We start from the raw sequence: 24,346 nt of genomic DNA on the forward strand, positions 1-24,346 counted from the left end.
CAGAATTGAGGGCCGTTTTTTAAATATGCTTTTTATTATGAAGTGCTTCGGCGATCACTTTCGGTACAAACTGAGTGACGTCACCACCATGAATGGCGACCTCTCTGACGATAGTTGAAGAGATAAAGGCGTACTCTTCTGCAGGCGTTAGGAATACGCTCTCTAGGCCAGGCATGAGTCTACGGTACATGTTGGTTAGTCCAAATTCGTACTCAAAGTCGACCGTTGTGCGCAGGCCTCTGATTAAGACGTTTGCTTCGACTTCTTTCGCAAAATCGACCATGAGTCCACTGAACCCTTGTGCTGTCACGTTATCAAGGTGCTTAGTGACTTCGATACAAAACTCTACACGCTCTTCTAATGTGAACATGGTGTTTTTACTCGGGCTGGCAGCAACAGCGATGATCACTTCGTCAAACATCTTTGATGCTCGTTCAATTAGATCAAGGTGTCCATTCGTCAATGGATCAAAGGTTCCTGGGTAAACAACACGTGATAGAGTTTTATTTGACACAATCTTTTCTCAATTGATTAATCTGCGTTAATGCTAACAAATACACTCCTATTTCACTAACTTAGTCGGTATGATTAAGGAAGAAAAATAGATGGTAGGCACCGAAATGAAAAAAATTCTAGTTATTCGTAACGATAAAATTGGTGACTTTATGCTCGCTTGGCCAAGCTTTGCGATGCTGAAGTTATCGATGCCTCAAGCTCATATTACTGCTCTTGTACCTAAATATACTGTGCAATTAGCTGAGCTTTGTCCATGGATTGACGACGTTATCGTAGATTGCAGCACAAATGCAGATAAAGCGGAGCAAAAGGCACTTGTTGCTAACATTAAATCTAGAAAGTTTGATGCGTCTATTAACCTGTTTTCGACTACTTACAACGCGCTGCTCGTATGGAAAGCTGGAATAAAATACCGATTGGCACCTGCAACTAAGTTTGCACAGATATTTTATAATCATCGAATTAAGCAGAGACGCTCTCAGTCTGCGAAGCCAGAGTACCAATACAACCTCGATCTTATTAGAGCTTTTTTAAACGAGCAGTCAGTCTCGGTGATAGAGCCTCAAGCGCCTTACTTCGCTTTTCCAAAGCAAACATTAAATGAGCAAAAAGAGAAATTGACAGAAGCACTCAATATCGACGCCGGTAAACCATGGCTGTTTGTTCATGCGGGAACAGGTGGGTCAGCGAATAACCTAACACTAGAGCAATATGCGACGATGTTAACTGGATTGGAACATACTCATGAGCTTGTGGTTACCGCTGGACCGGGGGAAGAAGAGAAGGCGCAACAACTTCTCGATTTAGTCGTGAAGAAAGGCGGTAAAGGTGTCGTTTATTCCAAGAACGATGGTTTGATTGATTTTACCCGCTCGATTGCGTGTGCAAGTGTCTTCATTGCTGGTTCTACCGGACCATTGCACATTGCAGCTACGCTGGATGTGCCAACAGTCGGCTTTTTTCCGAGCAAACGCTCTTCTACCCCTCTTCGTTGGCGTCCCCTAAACTCTGATAAGCGCCATCTTGCGTTTTCTCCGCCAAAAGGAGGAGGTGAGGAAATGGAAGCAGATATGAGTCGTATTGATATCAATACGACTCTAGAACAGCTTAATCCTTGGGCTTCTCAGTACTTGTCCTAATCCAAAGGTCTGCGTATTTCACAAGAGTGGAGTGCGCAGACAATACGGAAAGCAGGAAGCCTTGCTTGCCATCTAAAAAGCCTGCTTTGAATACATACATCTTTAGAAAGCACGCAACAGCATGAAGCATGCCTTCTAGGATGCTACTCTTTTTGCCACGCTTTTCTCGTTGTTCCGCCCAAGCTTGAGCATAGCCTGCCGATTTTACTAGGTAGTGGTGTAGGTCGTTGTACGTATAGTGGATAGCATCTCCAGACAACTCTTTTACGTTCATATCTGTAGAAATTTCCACTTTTTCGTGGACTAGTGAGCCATCATATTGAGTTAATTGAGTCGGGTACAATCTTACAACTCTATCTGGATACCAACCACAGTGACGAATATAGCGACCAAATACCCAGCTTAAGCGACATATGCTGTAAAGCGTGTTTGGTTCATTTTTTTCAACGGCTTGTTGAATACTTACCTTTAGCTCATCGGTAATACGTTCGTCTGCATCCAACCACAAAACAAAGTCTGACTCGACATATTCTTGGGCAAGACGTCGTTGTGGACCAAATCCTGGCCAATCTTTATTAACATGGAACTTTTCCGTGTACTTGCGAGCGACTTTTTCTGTCTCATCGGTACTACCGGAATCAAGAATGACGATTTCATCAACCCACTCAGCTACTGTCTTAAGGCAAGCATCGAGGTTTTTTGCTTCATTCTTAACAATGAGTGCGACAGCCAATGTTGGTTTTGCTGAGCTTGTCATGAGTTATTTACCTTGTGTAATTTGTTCGAAAGATTGCACCACAGATGCTACGGAAATATCAGCCATAACATGGTCGCCTTTAACCCGAGTACTCCACGGTAACTCCGATATAGGCTTTTTATGTTGCAGTTCAGCGTGTTTTTCATAAACACTGATAACAGAAGATAGGTCGTTATAAGGACCTGTTCTTAGAGGGTTGCTGTGACCATATAAGCCGATAACTGGTGTTCCCTGAGTTGTGGCTATGTGAGCTGGACCTGAGTCAGGAGCAACAACAACAGCGGCTTCCTTGAGGACTGCTGCGAGCTGTTTTAGAGAGGTTTTTCCGACCAAACTTAAAGCGGGATGAGCCATCTTTTCCATGATCGCATTTGCAAGAGCTACTTCCCGTTCAGCTGGTGAGCCGCAGATTGCCACCTGATAACCTTGGGATATTGCATAATCGGCAAGTTCGGCGTAGCGCTCAGGTAACCAGTTACGTTCATCTTTACTTGCCGCAGGGCTAATCACAATCGTAGGTTTTTGGTTCAATACTTCTTTGGCAAACAGAGTCTCTTCGGCACCAATAGGTAAGTTCCATTCTGGGATAGAACGAGGTACGCCTAAATATTCGACAAAAGAGTAGAAACTATCTAGAACATGCTGCGATTGAACATCCTTGATTTTTTTATTGGTAAAAAGCCACTGAGCCTCTTTAGCGCGCTTGAAGTTAAAGCCGATTTTATAATTGGCCTTGATGCCCAAAGTGAGCAAGCTCGCTCTCAAAGCTAACTGCATATGAACTAAAGCATCGAACTTGCGGTTAGATAACTTTTTCCAAACGTCTTTCATGCCAGCAAAGCCAGCTTTCTTATCAAAGACGATAAGCTCTACACCTTCTAGTCCTTCCAATAGTTGGGCTTCGACCTTGCCAATGATCCAAGTGACCTTGGTTGTAGGCCATTGTTTTTGCAGAGCTTGTACTGCTGCGACCGCGTGACAAACATCACCGATGGCAGACAAACGCAAAAAACAAACAGATTCAGGTGCTTGAGTAAAAAGGGGCATAAAAATCGCTCGCAAATTTAATTGCCTAAGATTATGCAGAGAGTGCCGATAAATGTAAAATAGTGCTCGTTTTACACCAATCAAATAGCAGATGACTCACACATGACGATAGAAAATCAAGGAAAACCAGGAAATACCGGACTGAAACGGATCATCAAAGCAACAGGATACTCAATTCAGGGTCTAAAAGCCGCATTCAAATATGAAGCAGCTATTCGACAAGAGCTGGTTTTACTGTTTGCCGCGATCATTGCGTTAATTTGGTTAGATGTCAGCCCTGTAGAAACAGTTCTCATGTTGGGCGTTGTGGTTCTGGTGTTAATTGTCGAGTTGGTGAACTCTGCTATTGAGGCGGTTGTTGATCGAGTTGGTGTCGAGCACCATGAACTCAGTGGCAGAGCCAAAGATATAGGCTCCGCAGCAGTACTTGTTGCTCTATTATTTGCGGGTTTTACTTGGGCTTTTATTCTGATCAGTCACTATTGGTAATCTAAATCATGATCAAAAAAATCCGCGCAAGCAACTCTGTCATATGGTTTGACGATCAGTTGTTGGATCATCCCCCTGAGTCAGTGTTTGATATCGAATACTGGCAAGGCCAAGAAAGTGTAATAGGCAGTGCAACAGGCCGAGGCATAACGTGGTTTGTCGATACCGGGAAACTACCAGCAGCACTTCGACACTATCGCCGTGGCGGTCTATTTGGCAAGTTGGTACAAGATAGTTATTGGTTTAGTGGTTGGGACAAGACACGCAGCTTTATGGAAATGCAGCTGCTTAATGATTTGATCGAAGCTGGTGTGAATGTTCCGAAACCTATCGCCGCGAGAGCGATCAAAGCTGGATTATCATATCGAGCGGATTTGTTGAGTGAGAAGATTGCTGGTGCCACGGACCTTGTCGATATCCTGACAACAACCTCAGTCTCGGCAGACCTGTATCGTGATATTGGACACCAAATCGCGAAGATGCACAGCGTGGGTGTTAATCATACCGATTTAAATATTCACAATATTCTTATCGATAAGCGAGATCGAATTTGGATTATCGATTTCGATAAGTGTGGTTATGGCAAAGGGAGCTCTTGGAAGCAATCTAACCTCGATCGCCTAAAGCGCTCTTTCTTTAAAGAGCTGAATAAACGTCAAATACATTGGCAAGAAGATGAATTTGAAACGCTTCTTGCTGGATACAATGATTATTTTGCTAAATAGTCATCTATAAAAATAGTTAGGATAGTAAATATGTCTTTGAAACAGAGACTACATGCACACGGGTGGTTTATTCTGGTGAATGCTCTCGTTGCCATGTTGATTGCATGTCGTTATTTCTCATTTTTGCCTGAGTTTCCTTCAGAACCATTAGCCGTCGTTTTTATTATTGTTTCTGTTTTTGGGCAGATGACGCTGATTGCGGCGTTAATCGGTCTAGTGGCGCTACCTAGCTTATTCCTACCCAAAACCCCAAGAAACATATTACAAGCAATCATCGCATCAATTGGTGTAGCAACACTGTTCATCGATACGATTGTTTTTGCACAGTACCGTTTCCATATCAATGCCGTTGTTCTTGAACTGGTACTCTCCGGGCAAATTGTCAGCTTCCCACTGATTACGTGGGTGATGGTGATAGGTGGTATTGCTTTACTGCTTGGACTTCAGTGGGTTTTAATCCGCTGGTTGGAAAACGATGCACCAGTACGTTCGTACAAACTAGGCCGTAAGTTTGTTTTTATTACTCTCCTAACGCTACTGGCAACTCACGGTATCCATATCTGGGCAGCTGCGCATGCGTATCAGCCTGTGACCATGGTGAAGCGTTACTTACCTCTATTCTATCCAGCTACGTCAAACAGCATGATGAAAAAGTATGGTTGGATCGATGAAGAAGCGATTGCTCGCCAAAAGTCACTGACGTTAAATCGTAAGAGCGACCTCAACTATCCGCTATCTCCTTTGAGGGTAGAGAGTGTCGAAAAACCAATCAACATTATGTTCCTTGTTGTCGATTCTTGGAGATATGACACATTTAATGCTGACAATACGCCAGTCATGTGGGAATACGCTCAAGACGGTTTAATCTTCGAAAACCATATGGCTACAGGCAACGCGACTCGCACCGGTATCTTTGGTCTGTTTTATGGTATTCCTGGTACATACTGGCATGGCTTTTTAGCTAATCAACAAAGCCCTGTTTTCATCGATCGTCTACAGGAACTGGATTACGATTTAGGTATCTTTACTGCCGCACAGCTAAGAAAACCTGAGTTTAACCAAACAGTATTCACCAATGTTGAAAATCTTCGTATTGGCTCGAAAGGTAACCGACCTTCAGAGCTTGATGCTGATCTGACGAAAGATTGGTTAGATTGGTACGAGAAGCGAGATCAGTCGAAACCGGCATTTTCGTTCCTGTTCTATGATGCACCGCATGGTTATGACTTCCCTAAAGGTTTCGAACCTCGTTATGAACCAATGCTACAAGTGGTTAACTATTTAAAGCTGAACAATGAGACCGATCCACAACCATTCTTTAATCGCTATAAGACGAGTGTGCGCTATGTTGACACCGTAGCTGCACAAGTGTTGAACAAGCTAAAAGAAACGGGTGATCTTGAGAATACAGTCGTAATTATTACGGGCGATCACGGCCAAGAAATGAATGACAATAAGATGAATTTTTGGGGGCACAACAGCAACTTTACCGATGCTCAAGTGAAAGTGCCTTTTGCGATATTTGGTCCAGGCATCAATAAACTAGATACAAAGTGGTCTTTACAAAGCCTGACTAGCCACCAAGATGTAGTTCCAACACTCATGAAGCATTATCTCGGAGTAACCACCGACATCAAAGATTATTCAGTAGGGGAAGACTTGCTGGGTGATCACATTGAGAGAGATTGGATCATCTCATCGAACTATAGTGGGTATGCTGTGATTTCCGATGACAACATCTTAGAAGTGGGCGCTGGTGGCCAATATCAATTTATGGACAAAACAAATCGTCAAGTTAAAGGGGGGCAGCCAAACTTTGCTCACCTTCAAGGTGCTTTAGAGCAGATAAGTCGCTTTAGTAAGTGATGACGAATATTAATTGGTTTTGAAACTATAATTTCTAATAAATTAAACCCACCGCCAGTTGTCCACTGGCGGGATAAGGAAAATGAATGAAGTTACTTGTAACAGGTGGTGCCGGCTTTATTGGTTCTGCTGTAATTAGACATATTATCGAGAACACATCCGACTCCGTTGTTAACGTTGATAAGTTGACCTATGCTGGCAACCTTGAGTCTCTGACCTCTGTAACCAACGATGATCGTTATGCATTCGAACAAGTGGACATTTGCAACCGAGCTGAACTTGAGCGTGTATTCGCAGAGCACAAACCAGATGCAGTAATGCATCTAGCGGCAGAGTCCCATGTCGATCGCTCTATTGATGGTCCAGCGGCATTTATTGAAACAAATATTGTTGGTACTTATACGATACTCGAGGTGACGAGAGCCTACTGGTCTCAGTTACCTGATATCGAGAAGCAAGCATTTCGATTCCATCATATTTCAACAGATGAAGTCTATGGTGATTTAGAAGGGACTGACGACCTGTTTACTGAAACAACGTCTTATGAGCCTTCTAGCCCGTACTCAGCCTCTAAAGCTTCGAGCGACCACCTTGTGCGCGCATGGTTGAGAACTTACGGTTTGCCAACAATTGTAACTAATTGTTCGAATAACTATGGTCCGTATCATTTTCCTGAGAAATTAATACCACTCATGATTCTCAATGCAATCGATGGCAAGCCGCTACCTGTGTATGGCGATGGCATGCAGATTCGTGATTGGTTATATGTAGAGGATCACGCTCGAGCTCTTTATAAGGTGGTTACCGAAGGTGAAATTGGTGAAACCTACAATATTGGTGGGCATAACGAGAAAGCTAATATTGAAGTAGTGAAAACGATTTGCTCATTGCTAGAAGAGTTTGTACCGAAAAAACCGGAAGGCGTTCAGCAATATCAAGATTTGATTACTTATGTAACTGATCGTCCAGGACATGATGTTCGTTACGCAATTGACGCATCTAAGATTGAGCGTGAGTTGGGTTGGACGCCAGAGGAGAGCTTTGAGACGGGTATTCGTAAAACCGTTGAGTGGTACTTGAATAACAAGCAATGGTGGAGCCGCGTACTGGACGGCTCATATAGTCTGGAGCGACTAGGGCAGGGCAATTAATGAAAGGCATTATTTTGGCGGGCGGTTCAGGAACGCGTTTGTATCCGTTAACGCGGGGGGTGTCTAAACAGCTGTTACCAGTTTACGATAAACCTATGATTTATTATCCATTATCGGTTCTTATGCTAGCGGGCATTCGAGAGATTCTGATAATTACAACACCAGAAGATCAAGATGGTTTTAAACGTTTGTTGGGTGATGGCTCTGATTTTGGAATTTCTTTAGAATTCGCTGTTCAGCCTTCTCCCGATGGATTGGCACAAGCGTTCATTATTGGAGAAGATTTTATAGGCAATGAATCGGTTTGTTTGGTTCTTGGTGACAACATTTTTTATGGCCAAGGCTTTACTCCTATCTTGCAGAAAGCCGCAAGTCGTAATGTTGGAGCGACGGTATTTGGGTATCAGGTAAAAGATCCTGAACGTTTTGGTGTTGTAGAGTTCGATGAATCGATGCAAGCAATATCTATAGAAGAAAAACCCCAAGAGCCCAAATCGAATTATGCGGTGACCGGTTTGTATTTCTACGACAATAATGTCGTTGAACTCGCAAAACAAGTTCAACCTTCTGAGCGTGGTGAGCTAGAGATATCAACATTGAATCAGATGTACTTAGAGCAAGGGAATTTAAACGTTCAACTACTAGGACGTGGTTTTGCGTGGTTGGATACAGGAACTCACGCTAGCCTACATGAAGCATCCTCTTTTGTACAAACTATTGAAAATGTTCAAGGTCTAAAGGTCGCGTGTTTAGAAGAGATTGCTTGGAGAAATGATTGGTTAACGGATACAGAGCTCTTAAGTTTAGCTAAACCAATGTTAAAAAATGAATATGGAAAATATTTAAATAAGCTAATAATTTAGCGTTATTGAGAGTATCTTAAATGCCGATCAACTTAAATAAACCAATAGAACCAGATATTGATGAACTAACCTTTTATTTGAAAGGTGTAAATGAAAGAGGCTGGTACACTAACTTCGGACCTTTGCATGAGAAGTTAACAAAAGAGTTAGAAGAATATTTGAATGTAGAAAATCTACTTTTAGTTGCAAACGGAACCTTAGCTCTACAAGTCGCGAGTGAAACGCTTGGTGTCAAAAGTGCACTGACTACACCATTTAGCTTTGTAGCAACGAGCTCAGCTTTATTATGGCAAAAAATTGAGCTTGGCTACTGTGATATAGACGAGAGTAGTTACAATATTAGTCCAACCGAAATAGAAAGAACTCTAATCGAAGACAATGAATATGATGCTATTGTTGCCACACATGTTTATGGAAATCCATGTGACTTAAAGGCTTTAGAAAATTTAGCCAGCAAGTACAATAAAAAAATAATTTATGATGCAGCTCATTGTTTCGGTGTAAACGTAGGCAATGATTCTATACTTAGTTTTGGTGATGCTAGCACGTTAAGTTTCCATGCTACTAAGATATTTCATACTATTGAAGGTGGCGCTATTGTATTTAAACATCGCAAAGATTATGAAAAAGCTAAAGAACTTATCAGTTTTGGTTCGAAAAATTTGCCTGGTATCAATGCAAAATTGAACGAATATCAATGTGCCGTTGGTCTAACCTTGCTTCGTAATATTAAACAAGTAATTGAACATCGAAGAAGTCTATTTGTATCTTATCGAGATCGACTTGAGGGTGTTGCAGATATGCCATTATGGTATGAAAATACAGACTACAATGGCGCATATATGCCAATTTTTATTCCTGAAGAAGAAAAACAGGATGCGCTTCTGCGTAAGTTTGATGAGAATAATATTCAAAGTCGAAGATATTTCTCCCCTTCACTTGATCAACTTTTTCCCAATTGTAGCAATTATGGATGTACCAATAGTCATCTTAAAGCGAATGGCACTATATGTTTACCGTTACACTACTATATGACTCAGTCGGATGTCGATATCGTATGTGATTTAGTTGAAAAAGTTTTAGAAAATTAAAGTTTACTTTTTAGTAATATTCAAGTTGTTTAATAATGAAAAATCAAATCAAATCCTCCAAAAGAGGAAATAGTAATGAATTATTGACTCCTCAAGAGGTCTGGTCTCAATGTAAATCGAGTACCGACTTTGCCGTCAAAAATATCGAATCAAATAGAGATTCAATTAAGGATATCGTGTCTGGCCAAAGTGATCGACTACTTATTATTGTTGGTCCATGCTCTATTCATAACCCGGAAGAAGCGATTGAATATGCTAGAAAATTAGTAAAGTTAAGAGAAGAGTTAAGCCCTGAATTAGAAGTTGTAATGCGAGTTTACTTTGAGAAGCCTCGTACAACGGTTGGTTGGAAAGGCTTGATTAATGATCCTGATTTAGATAGCAGTTTTCAGATCAATAAGGGGCTGTGTATTGCGCGCGAGTTATTGGTTGATATTACAGAAATCGGTTTACCTGTTGCTTGTGAATTTCTAGACATGATTACACCTCAATATATTTATGATTTAGTTTCTTGGGGAGCAATAGGTGCAAGAACGACAGAATCTCAAATACATCGAGAGCTAGCTTCAAGTCTTCCATTCCCAATAGGGTTTAAGAATGGTACCGATGGTAACATAAATATAGCTGTCGATGCTGTTAGAGCTGCTAATTCCCGTCATCACATGTTATCTATTGATCATCAAGGAAAAGCGGTCTTTATGGATACTATTGGTAATGCCAATACCCATGTGATTTTGAGAGGAGGTCACAAGCCTAACTACGATTCTACACATGTAAATGAATCGATCCGTAAGCTCAATAGTTTTCAACTAACTCCTCAAATTATGATCGATTGTAGTCACGGTAACAGCTCTAAAGATTACACGAAGCAAGCTTCAGTTTGTGAAGATGTTTGTAAACAGATTAGTGAAGGAGAAAGTGGAATCATGGGGCTTATGATTGAGTCAAACCTTGTTGGAGGTAAACAAGAATTGTTGACAGGGAAGCCGTTGGAATTTGGCCAATCTATAACTGATGGTTGTGTGGGATGGGAAGAAACAGAAATTATCTTGAGAAAAATCTCAGCAACGGTAGCTCAACTAAGAGCGAAAACTCGATAGTAATAGTCTTTATGAAAAAATTAACATGATGAGAGTGTAGTTATGAAGTTTTTAGTAATTGGCCCAGGGCTCATCGGGCGTAAACACATTCAACTTATTCAAGACAATAAAGAGTGCAATGTAGAGGCAATCGTGGCCCTTCATCCTGAGCGACATCAATGTTACGAAAGTGATATAGGAGCAAAGGTTTATTCTTCATTAGACGATGCTTTTCAAAATCATACCTTTGATGGAGTTATTATTAGTTCACCTAACGAGCTTCATTATGAGCAAGCGGTTTACTGCATAGATAAAGGTATTCCTGTATTGGTTGAAAAACCTTTGACGCAAGACTTAGATAGTGCAGAGAAGTTAGTCTCGTATGCTGAAGCGAGAAGTGTTCCAGTACTTGTAGGGCACCATAGAACTTATAGTTCGTTTATGCCAGAGGCTAAAGATATTTTGTCCTCGGAACGGTTTGGTCGCTTAGTTTCAGTTCAAGGTAGTGCTCAATTTTACAAACCTAATCACTATTTTACTGAAGGGGAGTGGAGGACTAAGAAAGGTGGTGGCCCAATTCTCATTAACTTGATTCATGAAGTTGGGATAATGAGAAGCTTATGTGGTGAAATTAAGAGTGTTTTTGCTTTTGCTTCCAATAAAACTAGAAACTTTGAGGTGGAGGATACTGTATCTATCTCTCTAGAATTTGAAAATGGGTGTTTAGGCAGCTTTGTGTTGTCAGATTGTGCAGCTAGCAATAAAAGTTGGGAAATGACTAGCGGGGAAAACCCAAGCTATCCACATTATCCAAAGGAGTCTTGCTATCATTTCACAGGGACTAACGGCTCTTTAGATTTTCCGAGTATGAAGTCTACTTTTTATAGAGATCCTGATGATGCATCTTGGTGGAAGGACTTTGAGCATGATGAGAGCAAGATCGAAATCGAAGATCCTCTGGCGTGTCAATTAGCACATTTCTTAGATGTTATTAAAGGTAACAGTGAAGCGTTAGTTTCAGCTAGAAGTGGTTATAACAATATGAGAGTCGTTGATGCTATTCAGCAGTCAATTACTCAAAGAGCACTAGTGGAACTATAGTTTGTTTACCGATAAGGAGTAAATTGTGATTAAAGTATTACTTGTTGATACTTCATTTTCATCTGTTCCAATTTATAACTACTTAACGAGTATTGGGCACGATGTTTATGTAATGGGGAATCGCCCATTAGATCCATTAGCAATAAGAGCTGGGAGTAATTGGATAAATGAAGACTATAGTCAGCTAAAAGTTGTACAAAACATTGTCCATGAGTTTGGTTTCAAGTATGTTGTTCCCGGATGTACAGATCTTTCTATTGAAGTTTGTCAGCAGCTTGGTATCGCAAGTGAACACTTTGACGATGCAAGTACTTATCAATATTTGGGAAACAAATCTCTTTTTCGAGATATGTGTAATGGTCTAGATCTTGGTTCTCCTCAAGCACAAGAGGTTGAAGACTTTCCAAAAACTGGTCAATTTATCTGCAAACCGGTTGACTCTTTTAGTGGAAAAGGAGTTACCGTCTTCGATGGGGAAAAAGTGGATGAACTTCACATAGCCCTAGATATTGCAAAAAAAGAGAGCAGTTCAGGGGCGCTTCTTATTGAATCTTTTGTTAAAGGTGAGCTCTATAGTTACAGTTGCTTTATTGAAGAAAGAGAAGTAATTCAAAGCTTTATTGTACGTGAAGCATCGTCTGTTAATCCATATGCAGTGGATACAAGCTTTGTATTGAACGAAGTAGAAGAATCATTAAATCAAAAGCTCAAGAATGCGATAGAATCGATTGCAGAACACCTGAGCCTAAAAGATGGCCTAGTACATCTTCAGTTTATTTTGGATAACAATAATCCTTACTTAATTGAGATTACACGTCGATGCCCCGGAGACTTATATTCGAAGTTGATCGAATATAGTACCGGTTATGACTACGCTGGTAAATTCGCTTCTTATTTTGTTGAGGAGTCTTATGCTACCAATCAGCATTTTAATAAGAATATTTTAAGGCATACCGTGACCGCCGATGAACCCCTTGATTTTGAAGTGTTAAATATAAAATCAAGCCTTGTCTTAAGGTCTTTTTATCCTTTAATGAACTTAGGCCATAAAGCTTTACCTAAACAGAAGAATCGAGTTGGTATAGCATTCTTTGATAGTGGAAATGAAAAGAATCCACTTGACGTTTTTATTAATAGAGATGCTTATTCATTGGTTATGTAAAGAAGAGGGTTAACAGGAACATTTCATTATTCCTGTTAACCCATAAGTTTAGAGAATTAAATCCTTTACAATTCTACTTTCATCAAGCCCCATACTAATATATTTTTTCTTTATTTGAGCGCTATATTGAACTGCAGAAATTAGAACATCTTCATTTCGATTACTAAGCTCATCTGGAGAATATATATCATATCCGAATAATTGAGTCCCGATCTTACTTGGGGTGTTATCCACTAGATATTTTATGTTATATAGACTCATGAAATGTTTATCTTTTAAAAGGTAGATTGTTTGCCTACCTGCTCCCCAAATAACAATGTCCTTTTTAACGTTCTTATCTCTAGAAAATTGAGGGTAATCGTATTTCGATATCAGGTCATAAAGCTTATCGTAGTTTAACTTGGAGTTTTTTATCCTTAGTCGAAGAAGATCATCGAGAAAAACTAACGGAACATTATTGTCTGACAGTAAACCATATAAAATGCTAACAATAGCTAATGTGTGTTCAGATATCGTTTCTTTGTTGAAGTCATAACTAATTTGAAAATTACATTTAACCAATCCATATTTAACAATGTTATCTACAAAAGACTCTACTTGCTCTATGTCAGAATTATTATCTAAAAATATATATTTAATTGTAATGTTTTCAGGTTTAACTTCAGAGTACTCTCTCAAGTTTTTTAAAACTCTATCAAAGTGCTTATTTTTTCTAACTTCGAAAAACTTTTCTTGATTACCTGCATCGATGCTTGTAACAAGTGAAAATGAATCGTTATCTAAACCTGACTTAATGCTATCAGACAGTTTGGTTGCGTTAGAAATCACACGTTGCTGAATAGAAGGAAACTTAACGTTCATTTTGTTAAGCATACTTTCGAAACCATCTCCTAAAGTCGGTTCCCCTCCTCCCCATACGATAGACTTACAGTGATCTAAGTGTCCTTGTACTATCAAATTATCTATCAACGCTTCAATATTATACTGGTTCTTTTTCCCACCATAATAGGTATCACTACAGTAAGTGCATTTCATATTGCAAACAGAATGATATTCAAAGGATATGTGTTCTAATTTGAAATCCTCCCATTCTCTGAACTCTAAAAAGTCACATCCAGTACACTTTTTTGATTCACCTTTATTAATTTCTATAAAGAGTTTTTTCTTCTCATCGAATATGTTATCAATAGTATATTCAGAGAAAGAGTAGTCTTTAGGGGTTAGAAGTGCGACATCCCCTTTCATTTCACCATCTACAAAGAATCTTTTACAGCACGTTCTTATTTCATCCGAGGATAAGTACAGCCCATTATGAAGATCATAACAACTCCAACTCTTTTTACTGATGCTATGCATGAAATCATTCATTTCATCAGCAGCTTGTTCTGATTCAAGCTTGAATATTCTTATAAATTTCTTAAATATCTTTATGTATTTAGTTTGAAATTCTCTTCCAAACTTGTAATTTTTAATTGATGGTATCTTTTCAAGTAGATAATTGTATTCGTCATACATGTATTGATAAAGATACTTCTGATTACACGAAGTAGAGGCTATTTGTCTAATTCTAGTTGCTATTATTGCAACAACACCCAAGAAGAAGGATTTTTCATAATCTTTATTTTTTTTAATTTCTTCTTCATGAAAGTTATACATTTCCAGGTAAGCTCTAAATAAACCAGAAATGTGTTTGCTAGTAATGCTATTGACAATGGACTCTTCTCTATTATTCTTTAGATATATCTTTTCTTTTAATATTGAAATGTTATTTGACTTTACATATGCCTTGTATATAAAGTCGATATCTTCGTGATATCCATCGGCAAAAATAATTTTATTTTTCTTTAAGAGCTCATTTTTTATCAATGTGTATATGACAGAACCATCCATTTTTAAAGATAAATAATCTTTAATTAGATTACTTTTATCTTTCGTCAATGATTTTAAATCTGTTCTTCCAGAATTAGGCATACTGATATCGCTATTGATATCATATTTAAAATCATATGCAATCAAGTCGGTTTTTTGACTTTCAATTAGGTTGGATTCAACAATATCAATTCGTTTAAGCAACTTGTCAATTGCATTTTCAGCTAGCGAATCATCACTGTCTAAGAATAGTATCCATTTACCTCTAGCGTTTTCTAGTCCTAGGTTTCGAGCTGCTCCTGGGCCGCCATTTTTATCCGTTTTGAAGCCATAGACGTTATCATAGTCGTTACATAAATCGCTGATTATTTTCGGAGTTTTGTCAGTTGAACAGTCGTCAATGATAAGTATTTCGACATTATCTTGCGAGGTCGTTTGTTCGCAAACCGATTTCACACACCTCTCGAGATGTGTTTGTTGGTTATATACAGCAATAATGACAGATATATTCATGGTTTTTCCAGGTGATTGATATGCTTTGTTTGTGGGAGATTGTGCCCACTTCAAATGTTTTGATGAGCTTTCTACGCAGTATGAAGGTTACGCTGTAGACCTTCATCTCGACCCTATACATAGTGTATATTACCTGATAACAGAATAAAGTGAATACAAGGTTAAATTATATGATAAAGCTCGCTCGCAACTCTTCGGTGGTTCCTGATATTTCAATAGTTTGTATCACTTATAATCAAGCTGAATTAGTGAAAAATGCGTTAAAAGGCTTTATAAGTCAAAGGTTTACCCTAAACTATGAGATTGTTATACATGATGATGCGTCGACAGATGATACACCTGAGGTGCTTAAGCAGTTTTACCATGAAAATAGTGATAAAGTGACGTTGCTGCTGCAGACGGAGAATCAAAACAGCAAACCGGATGTGGATGTCACATGTTGCGGAATTAGCCATGCGCAAGGTAAGTATATTGCTTTGTGTGAAGGTGATGATTATTGGATAGATGAATTAAAACTGCAGAAGCAATACGACGCGCTGGAAGGTAATAAAGCCGCCTCATCTTGCTTCCACACTGCCTTTACTGAAACCCCTGATGGTACAAGAGCCTTATTTGCAAACCACAGCGAAGAAACTGTTTTCTACACTACAGAGGACGTAATTATTGGTGATGGTGCCTTTATGCCTACATCGGCTTTATTTTTCAGAAAGTCAGCTTTTGAACGAATGAGTCAGGATCTTATTGAAAATATGCCATGTGGAGATTACTTTTTCCAAGTGATTGCATCTTCTGATGGTGGTAGTGTTTATCTACCAGAACCAATGTCTGTATATAGAGTCGGGCATCCTGGATCCTTTACAACTAACTTTTCGTCTTCTGATTGGGAAAAAAGGGCTATATTCTATCGTAAGATGAAGGTTTCGTTAAAAATACTAAACTCATTGACCGAGGGAAAATTCACACACTCATTTAATGTTATGAATAAAAAGTTCTCGAAAATTTATAGAAAATCAGTACGAAGAGCTTGGAAGGCTAAAATTAAATCTAGTTTCAGCTTTTGATTTATATCCAGCCGTTATTAATTGAATGACTATGATCAGGTTATGAAAGTCTAGATAACATCTTCCCTTTAGAAATTATTTTTATTAACTAGTTTACTTACATGTTCGACAGGGGGAAGAAGTAAGCCACACTCCCCCTTTCTATTCTTGTATATAGTTTTTAAATTTCCCACTCGTTAATAATGGTAGATTTTGAAAACTTTAAGATACTACTGTCATCAACTTTTTTGCTTAAAGCGATAGTTATGGCAGCAGCGAGGTTTTCATAAATTTCGTGTTCTTCAACGCCGTCAATGTCAACCAACAACTTCTTGTGCTCACCTGTTAGGATTTCGCTTGGTCCTGTTTTGCAATTGGTGCTGACAACTGGTGTGCCACAGACAAGAGCTTCGATGAGAACGGTAGGGAGCCCCTCCGAATCAGAAGCAAGAACTAGGCATTCAGCATGTCTCATATAAGGCATAGGGTTTTCAATGAATCCTTCAAATCTAACTCTTTCTTGAATCCCTTTAGCTATTACAAGATCTTTTAGCTTCTTCTCTTCTTCACCGACTCCTAGAATACAGAGTTTTAGTTCTTTATCTTCCAAGAGCGAAAAAGCTTCAATAATTCGTTCTACACGTTTCCCTCGGGCGAGAGAAGACACTGATATTACATATCTATTATCTTGATGGAATTTGTCAATAGACTCTTCAGAGCGCTTTCTTATCTCTTCGAAGTCAAACGGATTATAGATGGTTCTTGAATCCGCAGAGATAAAGGGCATGAGAGCTTTCATTTCATCTAAGACACCTTCAGATACAGATATGCACTTTCTTTGACCGAAATACGCTGTCATTGGAAGAAGGTGCTTAACTCCACGGTTAATAAACACTTCATTTGGTGAGTTATGTAGAACTACACTCATTCTATCTTTAGGATAGAAAAAGTAATGTTCTAGAAAGTAGTACATGTTGTGACTTGCTATTTTATCTGGTTTGAAATCCGATAAAAAATCTTTCATCACAAAGTACTTACTCGGAAACGTGAGAAGCTTGAGTAGATATTTCTTCCATTCATTTATACTCTGAATTGCAGGATACTTATCTCGTAGCTTCTGTTTTTTCTGCTTGGATTTTTTTTCTGTTTTTTGCTTTATGTGCGACTGGAAATGGTCGGTATCACCCTGATAAGCAGGGGTGACATCTTTCAATTTAAAGTTGGTAAGGTGATAAATTTTGACATTTTCATGGACAGGGAATGCTATGCGATTTCGATCAATTATAATGGCGATATTATGGCCATTTTCTGCAAGATAATTGCTTAAATTGATAATTACACGGCTGCCTCCTGATGAGGTAAGAGACAATGTGTGGAATAGAAAATTCATGCTTTCCCTCGGTAGGTTAAGTAACGTAGTTAGAGCACAAGTGATTTAGATGCCGCTTTTAGTACGTTTTTCTAGTCTGTCACTTTCACCCTACGTACGCATGGTTTAAAATTGAGTTATTAATATCAAATAGTAACCTGCATATGAACGCAATTCTACCTCTTATCGGTCGCACCGATGCATTGTTTACTCAGGACATTGGTCAGCATGAAGCTGAGCTATCTCGCATTGTTTCTGATTCCCGTTTTCTTGTACTTGGTGGTGCAGGCTCTATTGGTCAAGCTGTGACTAAAGAGATTTTTAAACGTAACCCTAAAAAGCTGCATGTTGTAGATATCAGTGAGAACAACATGGTCGAAGTCGTGCGCGACATTCGTAGCTCATTTGGGTACATCGATGGTGACTTCCAGACGTTTGCTCTCGATATCAGTTCGATTGAGTATGATGCGTTCATTAAGGCGGATGGCAAATATGACTACGTATTGAATTTATCGGCACTTAAACATGTTCGTAGTGAAAAAGACCCTTACACTCTAATGCGAATGATCGATGTGAATGTTTTTAATACTGATAAAACCATTCAACAATCTATTGAGGCTGGCGTGAAGAAGTACTTCTGTGTATCGACAGATAAAGCCGCAAACCCTGTAAACATGATGGGAGCATCAAAGCGTATTATGGAAATGTTCCTGATGCGTAAGAGTGAAGAGATTGCGATTTCTACAGCGCGATTCGCAAACGTCGCATTTTCTGATGGCTCATTACTGCATGGTTTTAATCAGCGTTTATTGAAAAACCAACCAATTGTGGCGCCGAATGACATCAAACGTTATTTCGTTACACCTCAAGAATCTGGTGAACTATGCCTAATGTCTTGTATCTTTGGTGAAAACCGTGACATTTTCTTCCCTAAGTTAAGCGAAGCTCTGCACCTCATCTCTTTTGCTGATATTGCGGTGAAATACCTGAAGCAACGCGGTTACGAACCTCATCTTTGTGACAGTGAAGACGAAGCACGTGAATTGGCTAAGACCTTGCCTGCTCAAGGTAAGTGGCCGTGCTTGTTTACTTCGAGTGATACCACGGGTGAAAAAGACTTTGAAGAGTTCTTTACCGACAAAGAAACACTCGATATGGCGCGTTTTGCTAACTTGGGCATCATCAAGAACGACCCTCTTTATCAACAAGAACTGCTTTCACTTTTTGAAGATACAATCGGCCAGATGAAATCTGATCGTGCATGGACAAAAGAGCAAATTGTAGAGCTGTTCTTTACTATGATCCCTGACTTTGGGCACAAAGAAACAGGCAAATACCTAGACAGTAAAATGTAGGAGCAACTATGAAACCTACATCGTTAGTAGAATTTGTACGTGATACGTATCAGACCAACGAGTTCATCCCTCTTCATGCGCCTACCTTTGATGGTAATGAAAAGGCTTATGTAACAGAAACGATTGAAAGCACCTTTGTTTCCAGCGTTGGTAAATTTGTCGATGAGTTCGAACAGAAAATTGAAGCATACACTGGCAGTGCCAAAGCCGTGGCGGCCGTAAATGGCACGGCAGCCTTGCATGCAGCGCTGTACATGGCTGGTGTAGAGCGTGGTGACTTAGTAGTCACACAGGCTTTGACGTTTGTGGCAACCTGCAATGCGCTCTATCACATGGGTGCTGAGCCTATTTTCGTGGATGTATCGCCAGTAAGCTTGGGTTTGTGCCCAAAGGCAATTGACCAATATCTAGCACAGCATGCTGAAGTTACTGAGAAAGGTTGTATTCATAAACAAACGGGTAAGCGCATTCGTGCCGTCGTACCAATGCACACCTTTGGTCACCCCGTCGAGCTTGATGAGTTGATTGCGGTATGTTTGAAGTGGCAGTTAGTCTTGGTAGAGGATGCTGCGGAAAGCTTAGGTTCTTTTTATAAAGGCCAACACACAGGCACATTTGGTGATTATGCTGCGATCAGTTTTAATGGTAACAAAGTGATTACGACTGGCGGCGGAGGAATGATCCTTTGTAAGACCCAAGAACAGGGTGCACGCACTAAGCACGTTACCACAACCGCTAAGGTTCCACACCCTTTCGAGTTTTATCACGATGAGCCTGGCTTTAACTATCGAATGCCGAATTTGAATGCGGCGTTGGGCTGCGCGCAAATGGAAGTATTGGAATCCTATTTAGTACAAAAGCGCCAATTAGCTGAACAATACCAACACTTTTTCGCGGGTTCAGACTTTACTTTTGTGACAGAGCCAGAGTACGCGACATCGAACTATTGGTTAAACGCGATAATCTGCCCAGATACCGCATCGCGAGATCACATGTTGGAGCAGACCAATTCTGCTGGTGTTATGACGCGTCCGATTTGGCAATTGATGCACCGTCTTCCTATGTTCGAGAATGCACTGCGTGGTGACTTGACTCAGTCTGAGTTTATTGAAGCTCACTTGATCAATATCCCAAGTACTCCTATTGATTTATCCAAGGGCGCTTAATGGAAAATAAGACGCAGAAAGTCGCTGTTTTTACAGGAACAAGGGCAGAGTACGGTCTGCTTTTTTGGCTTTTGAAAGATATTCAAAGTGATCCTGACTTAGAACTGCAGTTGCTGGTTTCAGGGATGCACCTTTCACCTGAATTTGGTGAAACGTATCAGCAAATCGAAAAAGATGGATTTAAGATTGATGAGAAAATAGAGATCCTTCTTTCGTCGGACTCAGCAGTAGGGACAGCAAAAAGCATGGGGCTTGGTGTGCTCGGGTTTTCAGATGCACTAGCGCGCCTGCAACCTGATGTATTGGTTATTTTGGGTGACCGCTTTGAAGCTTTAGCGGCTGCTCAAACAGCGATGATCATGCGTATTCCTATTGTTCATTTACATGGTGGTGAGATCACAGAAGGTGCGTATGATGATGCGATTCGCCATGCAATTACCAAACTAAGCTATTTACATGGCACATCGACGGACGAATATCGTCAGCGGGTCATTCAATTAGGCGAAGCGCCGGAACGCGTTCAGAACGTCGGTGCAATTGGCCTTGATCACCTTAAACGAGCTGACTTCATGTCGGTCGATGAGTTAGCTCAGTCTCTTGAGTTCCCTCTAACCAAACCGTTTTTCTTGGTGACTTACCATCCGGTGACGCTAGGAGATGAAGCGCCAGAAGCATCCTTTCAAGCTTTGCTCGATGCTTTAGAGGCTTTTCCTGAGCATCAAGTTATTCTGACTTACCCTAATGCAGATGATGGTGGGCGTCGTATCATTCCGATGCTGGAAGCTTACGCGGCAAGCCAGTCAGAACGCGTATTGGCAATCCCTTCGTTAGGGCAAGTGCGTTACCTGAGCGCAGTGAAGCATGCAACGGCGGTGATTGGTAACTCTTCTAGCGGTATTATTGAAGTGCCAGCGTTTGACGTTCCGACTGTCGATATCGGTGCTCGTCAGAAAGGGCGCTTGGCCGCTAAGAGCGTTTTGCATTGTGAAGCAAACCAAGCTGATATTGAGCGGGCGATGCTCTCAGCGGTGGCTCGTGACTATAAAGAGTCAACTGAAGCGATAGATAACCCTTACGGGCAGGGAAACACCAGCGGCAAGGTCATTGAAATGATCAAAACATTGGATTTTAATCCATGTAAGACATTCCACGATTTGCCGAACTAACAAAGCTGAAAATTTAGCTTTTAGTCACTTAGAAATTAAAGAGAGAGCGGTATGACTCTGATTATTGCCGAAGCAGGCGTGAACCATAATGGTGATGAAAAACTGGCATTTGAACTGGTTGACGCAGCGCATCAAGCGGGGGCTGATATTGTAAAGTTTCAGACGTTTAAAGCGAAAAACCTCGTCACTGAAGAAGCTAAGCAAGCAGACTATCAGGTCACAAACACACAAAAGCAAGAGTCGCAATTAGCCATGCTAAGTCGCTTGGAACTCTCCTATGATGCCCACCATGAATTGGTAAAACATTGTGAGAAACTCGGCATAGAGTTTTTATCAACGGCTTTTGATTCTGAGAGCTTGGATTTCTTAGTCAACGACCTTGGTTTAACCCGTTTGAAGCTACCCTCTGGTGAGCTAACCAATGCTCCTCTTGTTCTAGAGCATGCTCGCACAGGGTGTGATTTGATCGTTTCTACCGGTATGGCGACGCTGTCTGAGATCGAAACGGCACTGGGGGTTATTGCATTCGGTTATACTTCGGATGACAGTGCGACACCTTCAGTGCAAGCATTCCAAGAGGCTTACGCTTCTAATGAAGGTCAGCAGGCTCTAAAGAGTAAAGTGACCATCTTACATTGCACTACAGAGTATCCAGCGCCGATGGAAGAGATTAATCTGAAAGCGATGGACACTTTAGGGCGTGCTTTTGATTTACCTGCTGGATACTCAGATCACAGTCAAGGTATCACTATTCCTATTGCTGCCGTTGCTCGCGGTGCCGTGTTGATTGAAAAACATTTCACGTTGGACAACAACATGGAAGGACCAGATCATAAAGCTTCCCTTGAGCCTCAAGATCTAACGGCAATGGTGATTGCTATTCGTCAAGTCGAGAAAGCACTAGGTAGTCGTGTAAAAACACCAACGGTATCAGAGGTGAAAAATAAAGCGGTGGCGAGAAAAAGTCTGGTCGCAGCTCGTGATATTAACGAAGGTGAAGCATTTTCACCCGAAAACATGACTATCAAAAGGCCGGGCGATGGTATGTCACCTTATCGCTATTGGGACATGCTCGAACGCACTGCTTCAAAGGTATATAGAGCTGGAGAGCTGATTCTTGAGTAACGCCGTTTCTAAGTTACCAATTGTATTAATTGGTGGGGGCGGTCATGCTAGTGTGCTTGCCGACATATTACTTCGCCAAGGGCGTGAGATAGTCGCGGTGATTTGTCCTGATGACATTTCTCAGCGTCGAGTCTTCTCTGGAATCAAGCAGTTTCATAAAGACAGTGACATAGAGCAGTTTTCTTCTCAGAGTGTGAGTTTAGTGTTAGGTATTGGCGCTATGCCTAAATCTAGCTTGCGGGAAAAAATCGCTAAATACTTCATTGAATTAGGGTATCACTTTGAAAGTGTGATTGCTGAAACAGCATTTGTCTCTGAGTATGCGACGTTAGAAAATGGTGCTCAAATTATGGAAGGGGCAGTTATACAGGCTGGTGCATCCATAGGGCTACATAGCATCGTCAATACTAGTGCGCTTGTAGAGCACGATTGCCAGATTGGTGCTCACAATCACATTGCTCCCAAAGCAACATTATGTGGCCAAGTCGAAACTGAATATGGCTGTTATGTAGGGGCGAATGCAACGGTGATACAAGGTGTTACATTAGGCACACTTTCTATTGTCGGAGCGGGTGCTATTTTAACGACCCCCCTACCTCCACAAAGCATATGTTATCCTTTTAGAAGTATTATCGAATCATATTAGCTTGCTGTAAGTTACCAAGCATTCAAGAAATTAAAACTAGGTGTGCCATGAGTCATTGTTGGAATAACGTGCTAATTAAACCTGATAACACTATCCGAGACGCGTTAGAAATCATTAATAATGAAGCGTTGCGAGTTGTGTTGGTCGTAAATGAAGAACAAGAATTGCTTGGTGTCGTAACTGACGGTGACATTCGTCGAGGCTTACTAAACAACCTTCCTTTGACTGAATCTGTGTCAGAGGTGATGAACACTAATCCGACGACAGCATTTGAAGGCTCTTCTCGAGAAGAGTTGATTGAGCTGATGGAAAGTCGTGGGATATTGTCGATTCCATTACTTGATGCCAGTGACAAAGTTGTTGGGCTAGAGACGCTTCATGGAGCACTGCATCAACCGAAACATCAGAACCCAGTATTTATTATGGCTGGTGGGTTTGGCACTCGCCTTAAACCGCTTACCGATACGTGCCCTAAACCTATGCTGCATATCGGCAATAAGCCAATCCTAGAAACCGTCATTCGAAGTTTTATTAAAGCAGGTTTTGTTAACTTCTACATTTCTACTCACTATATGCCAGAGCAAATTCAAGCGCATTTTGGTGATGGAAGTGAAATGGGCGTTAACGTTACCTATGTGCATGAAGAGCAGCCTTTAGGTACAGGCGGAGCATTAGGGTTATTACCTAAGGATTTACCAAAAGATCTGCCGTTGATTATGATGAATGGTGATGTTCTGACTAAGGTAGACTTCCAACGTCTTCTTGATTTTCACGTTGATAATGGCGCTGACGCGACAATGTGCGTGAGAGAATATGACTATCAGATCCCATACGGCGTGATTAATGGCGAAGGCAACAAAATCACCAGTATGGTAGAGAAACCGGTTCAGCGCTTTTTTGTCAACGCGGGTATTTATGTGGTGTCACCTAAAGTCATTGCTTCGGTACCTAAAAATCATCGAGTGGATATGCCGACGCTGCTTGAAGAGCATATGAATGAGCGTGATAACGTTTTGATGTTCCCAATTCATGAGTATTGGTTGGATATCGGTCGTATGGACGACTTTAATCGCGCACAAGCAGATATTCATACACTAGGGCTGGACTAAGT

Annotated in this window: 22 protein-coding genes; 17 read left to right on the forward strand and 5 right to left on the reverse strand. The window is 40.6% G+C overall.

The window, feature by feature from the left end:
• Window positions 1-19: 19 nt before the first annotated feature.
• Window positions 20-514, reverse strand: a complete 495-nt coding sequence (gene coaD, locus FIV04_RS00735) for a pantetheine-phosphate adenylyltransferase (protein WP_150896115.1) — start codon at window positions 512-514, stop codon at window positions 20-22.
• Window positions 515-620: 106 nt separating this feature from the next.
• Here coaD and FIV04_RS00740 point away from each other — a divergent pair, with 106 nt between their 5' ends.
• Window positions 621-1,655, forward strand: a complete 1,035-nt coding sequence (locus FIV04_RS00740) for a glycosyltransferase family 9 protein (RefSeq protein WP_152467984.1) — start codon at window positions 621-623, stop codon at window positions 1,653-1,655.
• Here the strand turns inward: FIV04_RS00740 and FIV04_RS00745 are convergent.
• Both FIV04_RS00745 and FIV04_RS00750 read right to left on the reverse strand, forming a co-directional pair.
• Complete coding sequence (locus FIV04_RS00745) at window positions 1,624-2,412, reverse strand: glycosyltransferase family 2 protein (RefSeq protein ID WP_152467985.1); 789 nt, start codon at window positions 2,410-2,412, stop codon at window positions 1,624-1,626. The two genes, FIV04_RS00740 and FIV04_RS00745, sit on opposite strands and share 32 nt — an antisense overlap.
• 3 nt (window positions 2,413-2,415) lie before the next feature.
• Window positions 2,416-3,459 carry a glycosyltransferase family 9 protein gene (locus FIV04_RS00750; protein ID WP_152467986.1) on the reverse strand — a complete coding sequence of 348 codons (1,044 nt, stop codon included), beginning with the start codon at window positions 3,457-3,459 and terminating at the stop codon, window positions 2,416-2,418.
• A gap of 102 nt (window positions 3,460-3,561) precedes the next feature.
• Here FIV04_RS00750 and FIV04_RS00755 point away from each other — a divergent pair, with 102 nt between their 5' ends.
• The 9 genes from FIV04_RS00755 (at window position 3,562) to FIV04_RS00795 (ending at window position 12,986) form a co-directional block, all read left to right on the forward strand.
• On the forward strand, window positions 3,562-3,948 hold the full coding sequence (locus FIV04_RS00755) for a diacylglycerol kinase (protein WP_152467987.1): 387 nt from the start codon (window positions 3,562-3,564) through the stop codon (window positions 3,946-3,948).
• Window positions 3,949-3,956: 8 nt separating this feature from the next.
• Entirely contained in the window at window positions 3,957-4,673 is a 717-nt protein-coding gene (locus FIV04_RS00760; protein WP_152467988.1) for a 3-deoxy-D-manno-octulosonic acid kinase, read from the forward strand.
• A gap of 30 nt (window positions 4,674-4,703) precedes the next feature.
• The gene (locus FIV04_RS00765; protein WP_152467989.1) at window positions 4,704-6,539 is read left to right on the forward strand and encodes a DUF3413 domain-containing protein; all 1,836 of its coding nucleotides are present in this window, start codon (window positions 4,704-4,706) and stop codon (window positions 6,537-6,539) included.
• An 86-nt stretch (window positions 6,540-6,625) separates the two neighbouring features.
• A complete protein-coding gene (rfbB, locus tag FIV04_RS00770; RefSeq protein WP_152467990.1) occupies window positions 6,626-7,690 on the forward strand; it encodes a dTDP-glucose 4,6-dehydratase in 1,065 nt (354 codons plus the stop codon).
• Entirely contained in the window at window positions 7,690-8,553 is an 864-nt protein-coding gene (gene rfbA, locus FIV04_RS00775; RefSeq protein ID WP_152467991.1) for a glucose-1-phosphate thymidylyltransferase RfbA, read from the forward strand. Before rfbB ends, rfbA begins: the two co-directional genes overlap by 1 nt.
• 20 nt (window positions 8,554-8,573) lie before the next feature.
• On the forward strand, window positions 8,574-9,644 hold the full coding sequence (locus tag FIV04_RS00780; protein WP_152467992.1) for a DegT/DnrJ/EryC1/StrS aminotransferase family protein: 1,071 nt from the start codon (window positions 8,574-8,576) through the stop codon (window positions 9,642-9,644).
• A gap of 35 nt (window positions 9,645-9,679) precedes the next feature.
• Window positions 9,680-10,744 (forward strand): 3-deoxy-7-phosphoheptulonate synthase, encoded by a 1,065-nt coding sequence (locus FIV04_RS00785; protein ID WP_152467993.1) that lies wholly within the window; start codon window positions 9,680-9,682, stop codon window positions 10,742-10,744.
• A gap of 42 nt (window positions 10,745-10,786) precedes the next feature.
• On the forward strand, window positions 10,787-11,824 hold the full coding sequence (locus FIV04_RS00790; RefSeq protein WP_152467994.1) for a Gfo/Idh/MocA family protein: 1,038 nt from the start codon (window positions 10,787-10,789) through the stop codon (window positions 11,822-11,824).
• 25 nt (window positions 11,825-11,849) lie between these two features.
• The gene (locus FIV04_RS00795) at window positions 11,850-12,986 is read left to right on the forward strand and encodes an acetyl-CoA carboxylase biotin carboxylase subunit family protein (protein ID WP_253895356.1); all 1,137 of its coding nucleotides are present in this window, start codon (window positions 11,850-11,852) and stop codon (window positions 12,984-12,986) included.
• Between the two features lie 48 nt (window positions 12,987-13,034).
• Here the strand turns inward: FIV04_RS00795 and FIV04_RS00800 are convergent, their stop codons facing one another.
• Window positions 13,035-15,368 carry a glycosyltransferase gene (locus tag FIV04_RS00800; RefSeq protein ID WP_152467995.1) on the reverse strand — a complete coding sequence of 778 codons (2,334 nt, stop codon included), beginning with the start codon at window positions 15,366-15,368 and terminating at the stop codon, window positions 13,035-13,037.
• A 170-nt stretch (window positions 15,369-15,538) separates the two neighbouring features.
• On the opposite strand from FIV04_RS00800, the gene FIV04_RS00805 reads away from it, so the two are divergent.
• A complete protein-coding gene (locus tag FIV04_RS00805; RefSeq protein ID WP_152467996.1) occupies window positions 15,539-16,429 on the forward strand; it encodes a glycosyltransferase family 2 protein in 891 nt (296 codons plus the stop codon).
• Window positions 16,430-16,589: 160 nt separating this feature from the next.
• Here FIV04_RS00805 and FIV04_RS00810 read toward each other — a convergent pair whose 3' ends face one another.
• Complete coding sequence (locus tag FIV04_RS00810) at window positions 16,590-17,798, reverse strand: glycosyltransferase (protein ID WP_152467997.1); 1,209 nt, start codon at window positions 17,796-17,798, stop codon at window positions 16,590-16,592.
• 143 nt (window positions 17,799-17,941) lie between these two features.
• On the opposite strand from FIV04_RS00810, the gene FIV04_RS00815 reads away from it, so the two are divergent.
• From FIV04_RS00815 to FIV04_RS00840, 6 genes are read left to right on the forward strand one after another with little or no spacing between them, the layout of a single operon-like run.
• A complete protein-coding gene (locus tag FIV04_RS00815; RefSeq protein WP_152467998.1) occupies window positions 17,942-19,132 on the forward strand; it encodes a UDP-N-acetylglucosamine 4,6-dehydratase in 1,191 nt (396 codons plus the stop codon).
• An 8-nt stretch (window positions 19,133-19,140) separates the two neighbouring features.
• Complete coding sequence (locus tag FIV04_RS00820; RefSeq protein ID WP_152467999.1) at window positions 19,141-20,298, forward strand: LegC family aminotransferase; 1,158 nt, start codon at window positions 19,141-19,143, stop codon at window positions 20,296-20,298.
• A complete protein-coding gene (gene neuC / locus FIV04_RS00825) occupies window positions 20,298-21,464 on the forward strand; it encodes a UDP-N-acetylglucosamine 2-epimerase (protein ID WP_152468000.1) in 1,167 nt (388 codons plus the stop codon). The genes FIV04_RS00820 and neuC overlap by 1 nt, the downstream gene beginning before the upstream one ends.
• Before the next feature lie 51 nt (window positions 21,465-21,515).
• Window positions 21,516-22,589, forward strand: coding sequence for an N-acetylneuraminate synthase (gene neuB / locus FIV04_RS00830; RefSeq protein WP_152468001.1), 1,074 nt, complete (start codon window positions 21,516-21,518; stop codon window positions 22,587-22,589).
• Window positions 22,582-23,235: an acetyltransferase gene (locus tag FIV04_RS00835; protein WP_152468002.1), complete on the forward strand. Its 654-nt coding sequence runs from the start codon at window positions 22,582-22,584 to the stop codon at window positions 23,233-23,235. Before neuB ends, FIV04_RS00835 begins: the two co-directional genes overlap by 8 nt.
• A 47-nt stretch (window positions 23,236-23,282) precedes the next feature.
• A complete protein-coding gene (locus tag FIV04_RS00840; RefSeq protein WP_152468003.1) occupies window positions 23,283-24,344 on the forward strand; it encodes a nucleotidyltransferase family protein in 1,062 nt (353 codons plus the stop codon).
• Window positions 24,345-24,346 lie beyond the last annotated feature (2 nt).

Source organism: Vibrio sp. THAF190c (assembly GCF_009363355.1).
Classification (GTDB): domain Bacteria; phylum Pseudomonadota; class Gammaproteobacteria; order Enterobacterales; family Vibrionaceae; genus Vibrio; species Vibrio fortis_A.

Bases quoted from the DNA above. Each gene is read 5' to 3' on its own strand.
- neuB (WP_152468001.1), top strand. From the start codon at position 21,516: ATGACTCTGATTATTGCCGAAGCAGGCGTGAACCATAATGGTGATGAA.
- FIV04_RS00740 (WP_152467984.1), top strand. From the start codon at position 621: ATGAAAAAAATTCTAGTTATTCGTAACGATAAAATTGGTGACTTTATG.
- FIV04_RS00765 (WP_152467989.1), top strand. From the start codon at position 4,704: ATGTCTTTGAAACAGAGACTACATGCACACGGGTGGTTTATTCTGGTG.
- FIV04_RS00805 (WP_152467996.1), top strand. From the start codon at position 15,539: ATGATAAAGCTCGCTCGCAACTCTTCGGTGGTTCCTGATATTTCAATA.
- rfbA (WP_152467991.1), top strand. From the start codon at position 7,690: ATGAAAGGCATTATTTTGGCGGGCGGTTCAGGAACGCGTTTGTATCCG.
- FIV04_RS00745 (WP_152467985.1), bottom strand. From the start codon at position 2,412: ATGACAAGCTCAGCAAAACCAACATTGGCTGTCGCACTCATTGTTAAG.
- FIV04_RS00790 (WP_152467994.1), top strand. From the start codon at position 10,787: ATGAAGTTTTTAGTAATTGGCCCAGGGCTCATCGGGCGTAAACACATT.
- FIV04_RS00840 (WP_152468003.1), top strand. From the start codon at position 23,283: ATGAGTCATTGTTGGAATAACGTGCTAATTAAACCTGATAACACTATC.
- FIV04_RS00800 (WP_152467995.1), bottom strand. From the start codon at position 15,368: ATGAATATATCTGTCATTATTGCTGTATATAACCAACAAACACATCTC.
- FIV04_RS00820 (WP_152467999.1), top strand. From the start codon at position 19,141: ATGAAACCTACATCGTTAGTAGAATTTGTACGTGATACGTATCAGACC.
- FIV04_RS00810 (WP_152467997.1), bottom strand. From the start codon at position 17,798: ATGAATTTTCTATTCCACACATTGTCTCTTACCTCATCAGGAGGCAGC.
- FIV04_RS00750 (WP_152467986.1), bottom strand. From the start codon at position 3,459: ATGCCCCTTTTTACTCAAGCACCTGAATCTGTTTGTTTTTTGCGTTTG.
- neuC (WP_152468000.1), top strand. From the start codon at position 20,298: ATGGAAAATAAGACGCAGAAAGTCGCTGTTTTTACAGGAACAAGGGCA.
- FIV04_RS00760 (WP_152467988.1), top strand. From the start codon at position 3,957: ATGATCAAAAAAATCCGCGCAAGCAACTCTGTCATATGGTTTGACGAT.
- FIV04_RS00815 (WP_152467998.1), top strand. From the start codon at position 17,942: ATGAACGCAATTCTACCTCTTATCGGTCGCACCGATGCATTGTTTACT.
- rfbB (WP_152467990.1), top strand. From the start codon at position 6,626: ATGAAGTTACTTGTAACAGGTGGTGCCGGCTTTATTGGTTCTGCTGTA.
- FIV04_RS00780 (WP_152467992.1), top strand. From the start codon at position 8,574: ATGCCGATCAACTTAAATAAACCAATAGAACCAGATATTGATGAACTA.
- FIV04_RS00785 (WP_152467993.1), top strand. From the start codon at position 9,680: ATGAAAAATCAAATCAAATCCTCCAAAAGAGGAAATAGTAATGAATTA.
- FIV04_RS00755 (WP_152467987.1), top strand. From the start codon at position 3,562: ATGACGATAGAAAATCAAGGAAAACCAGGAAATACCGGACTGAAACGG.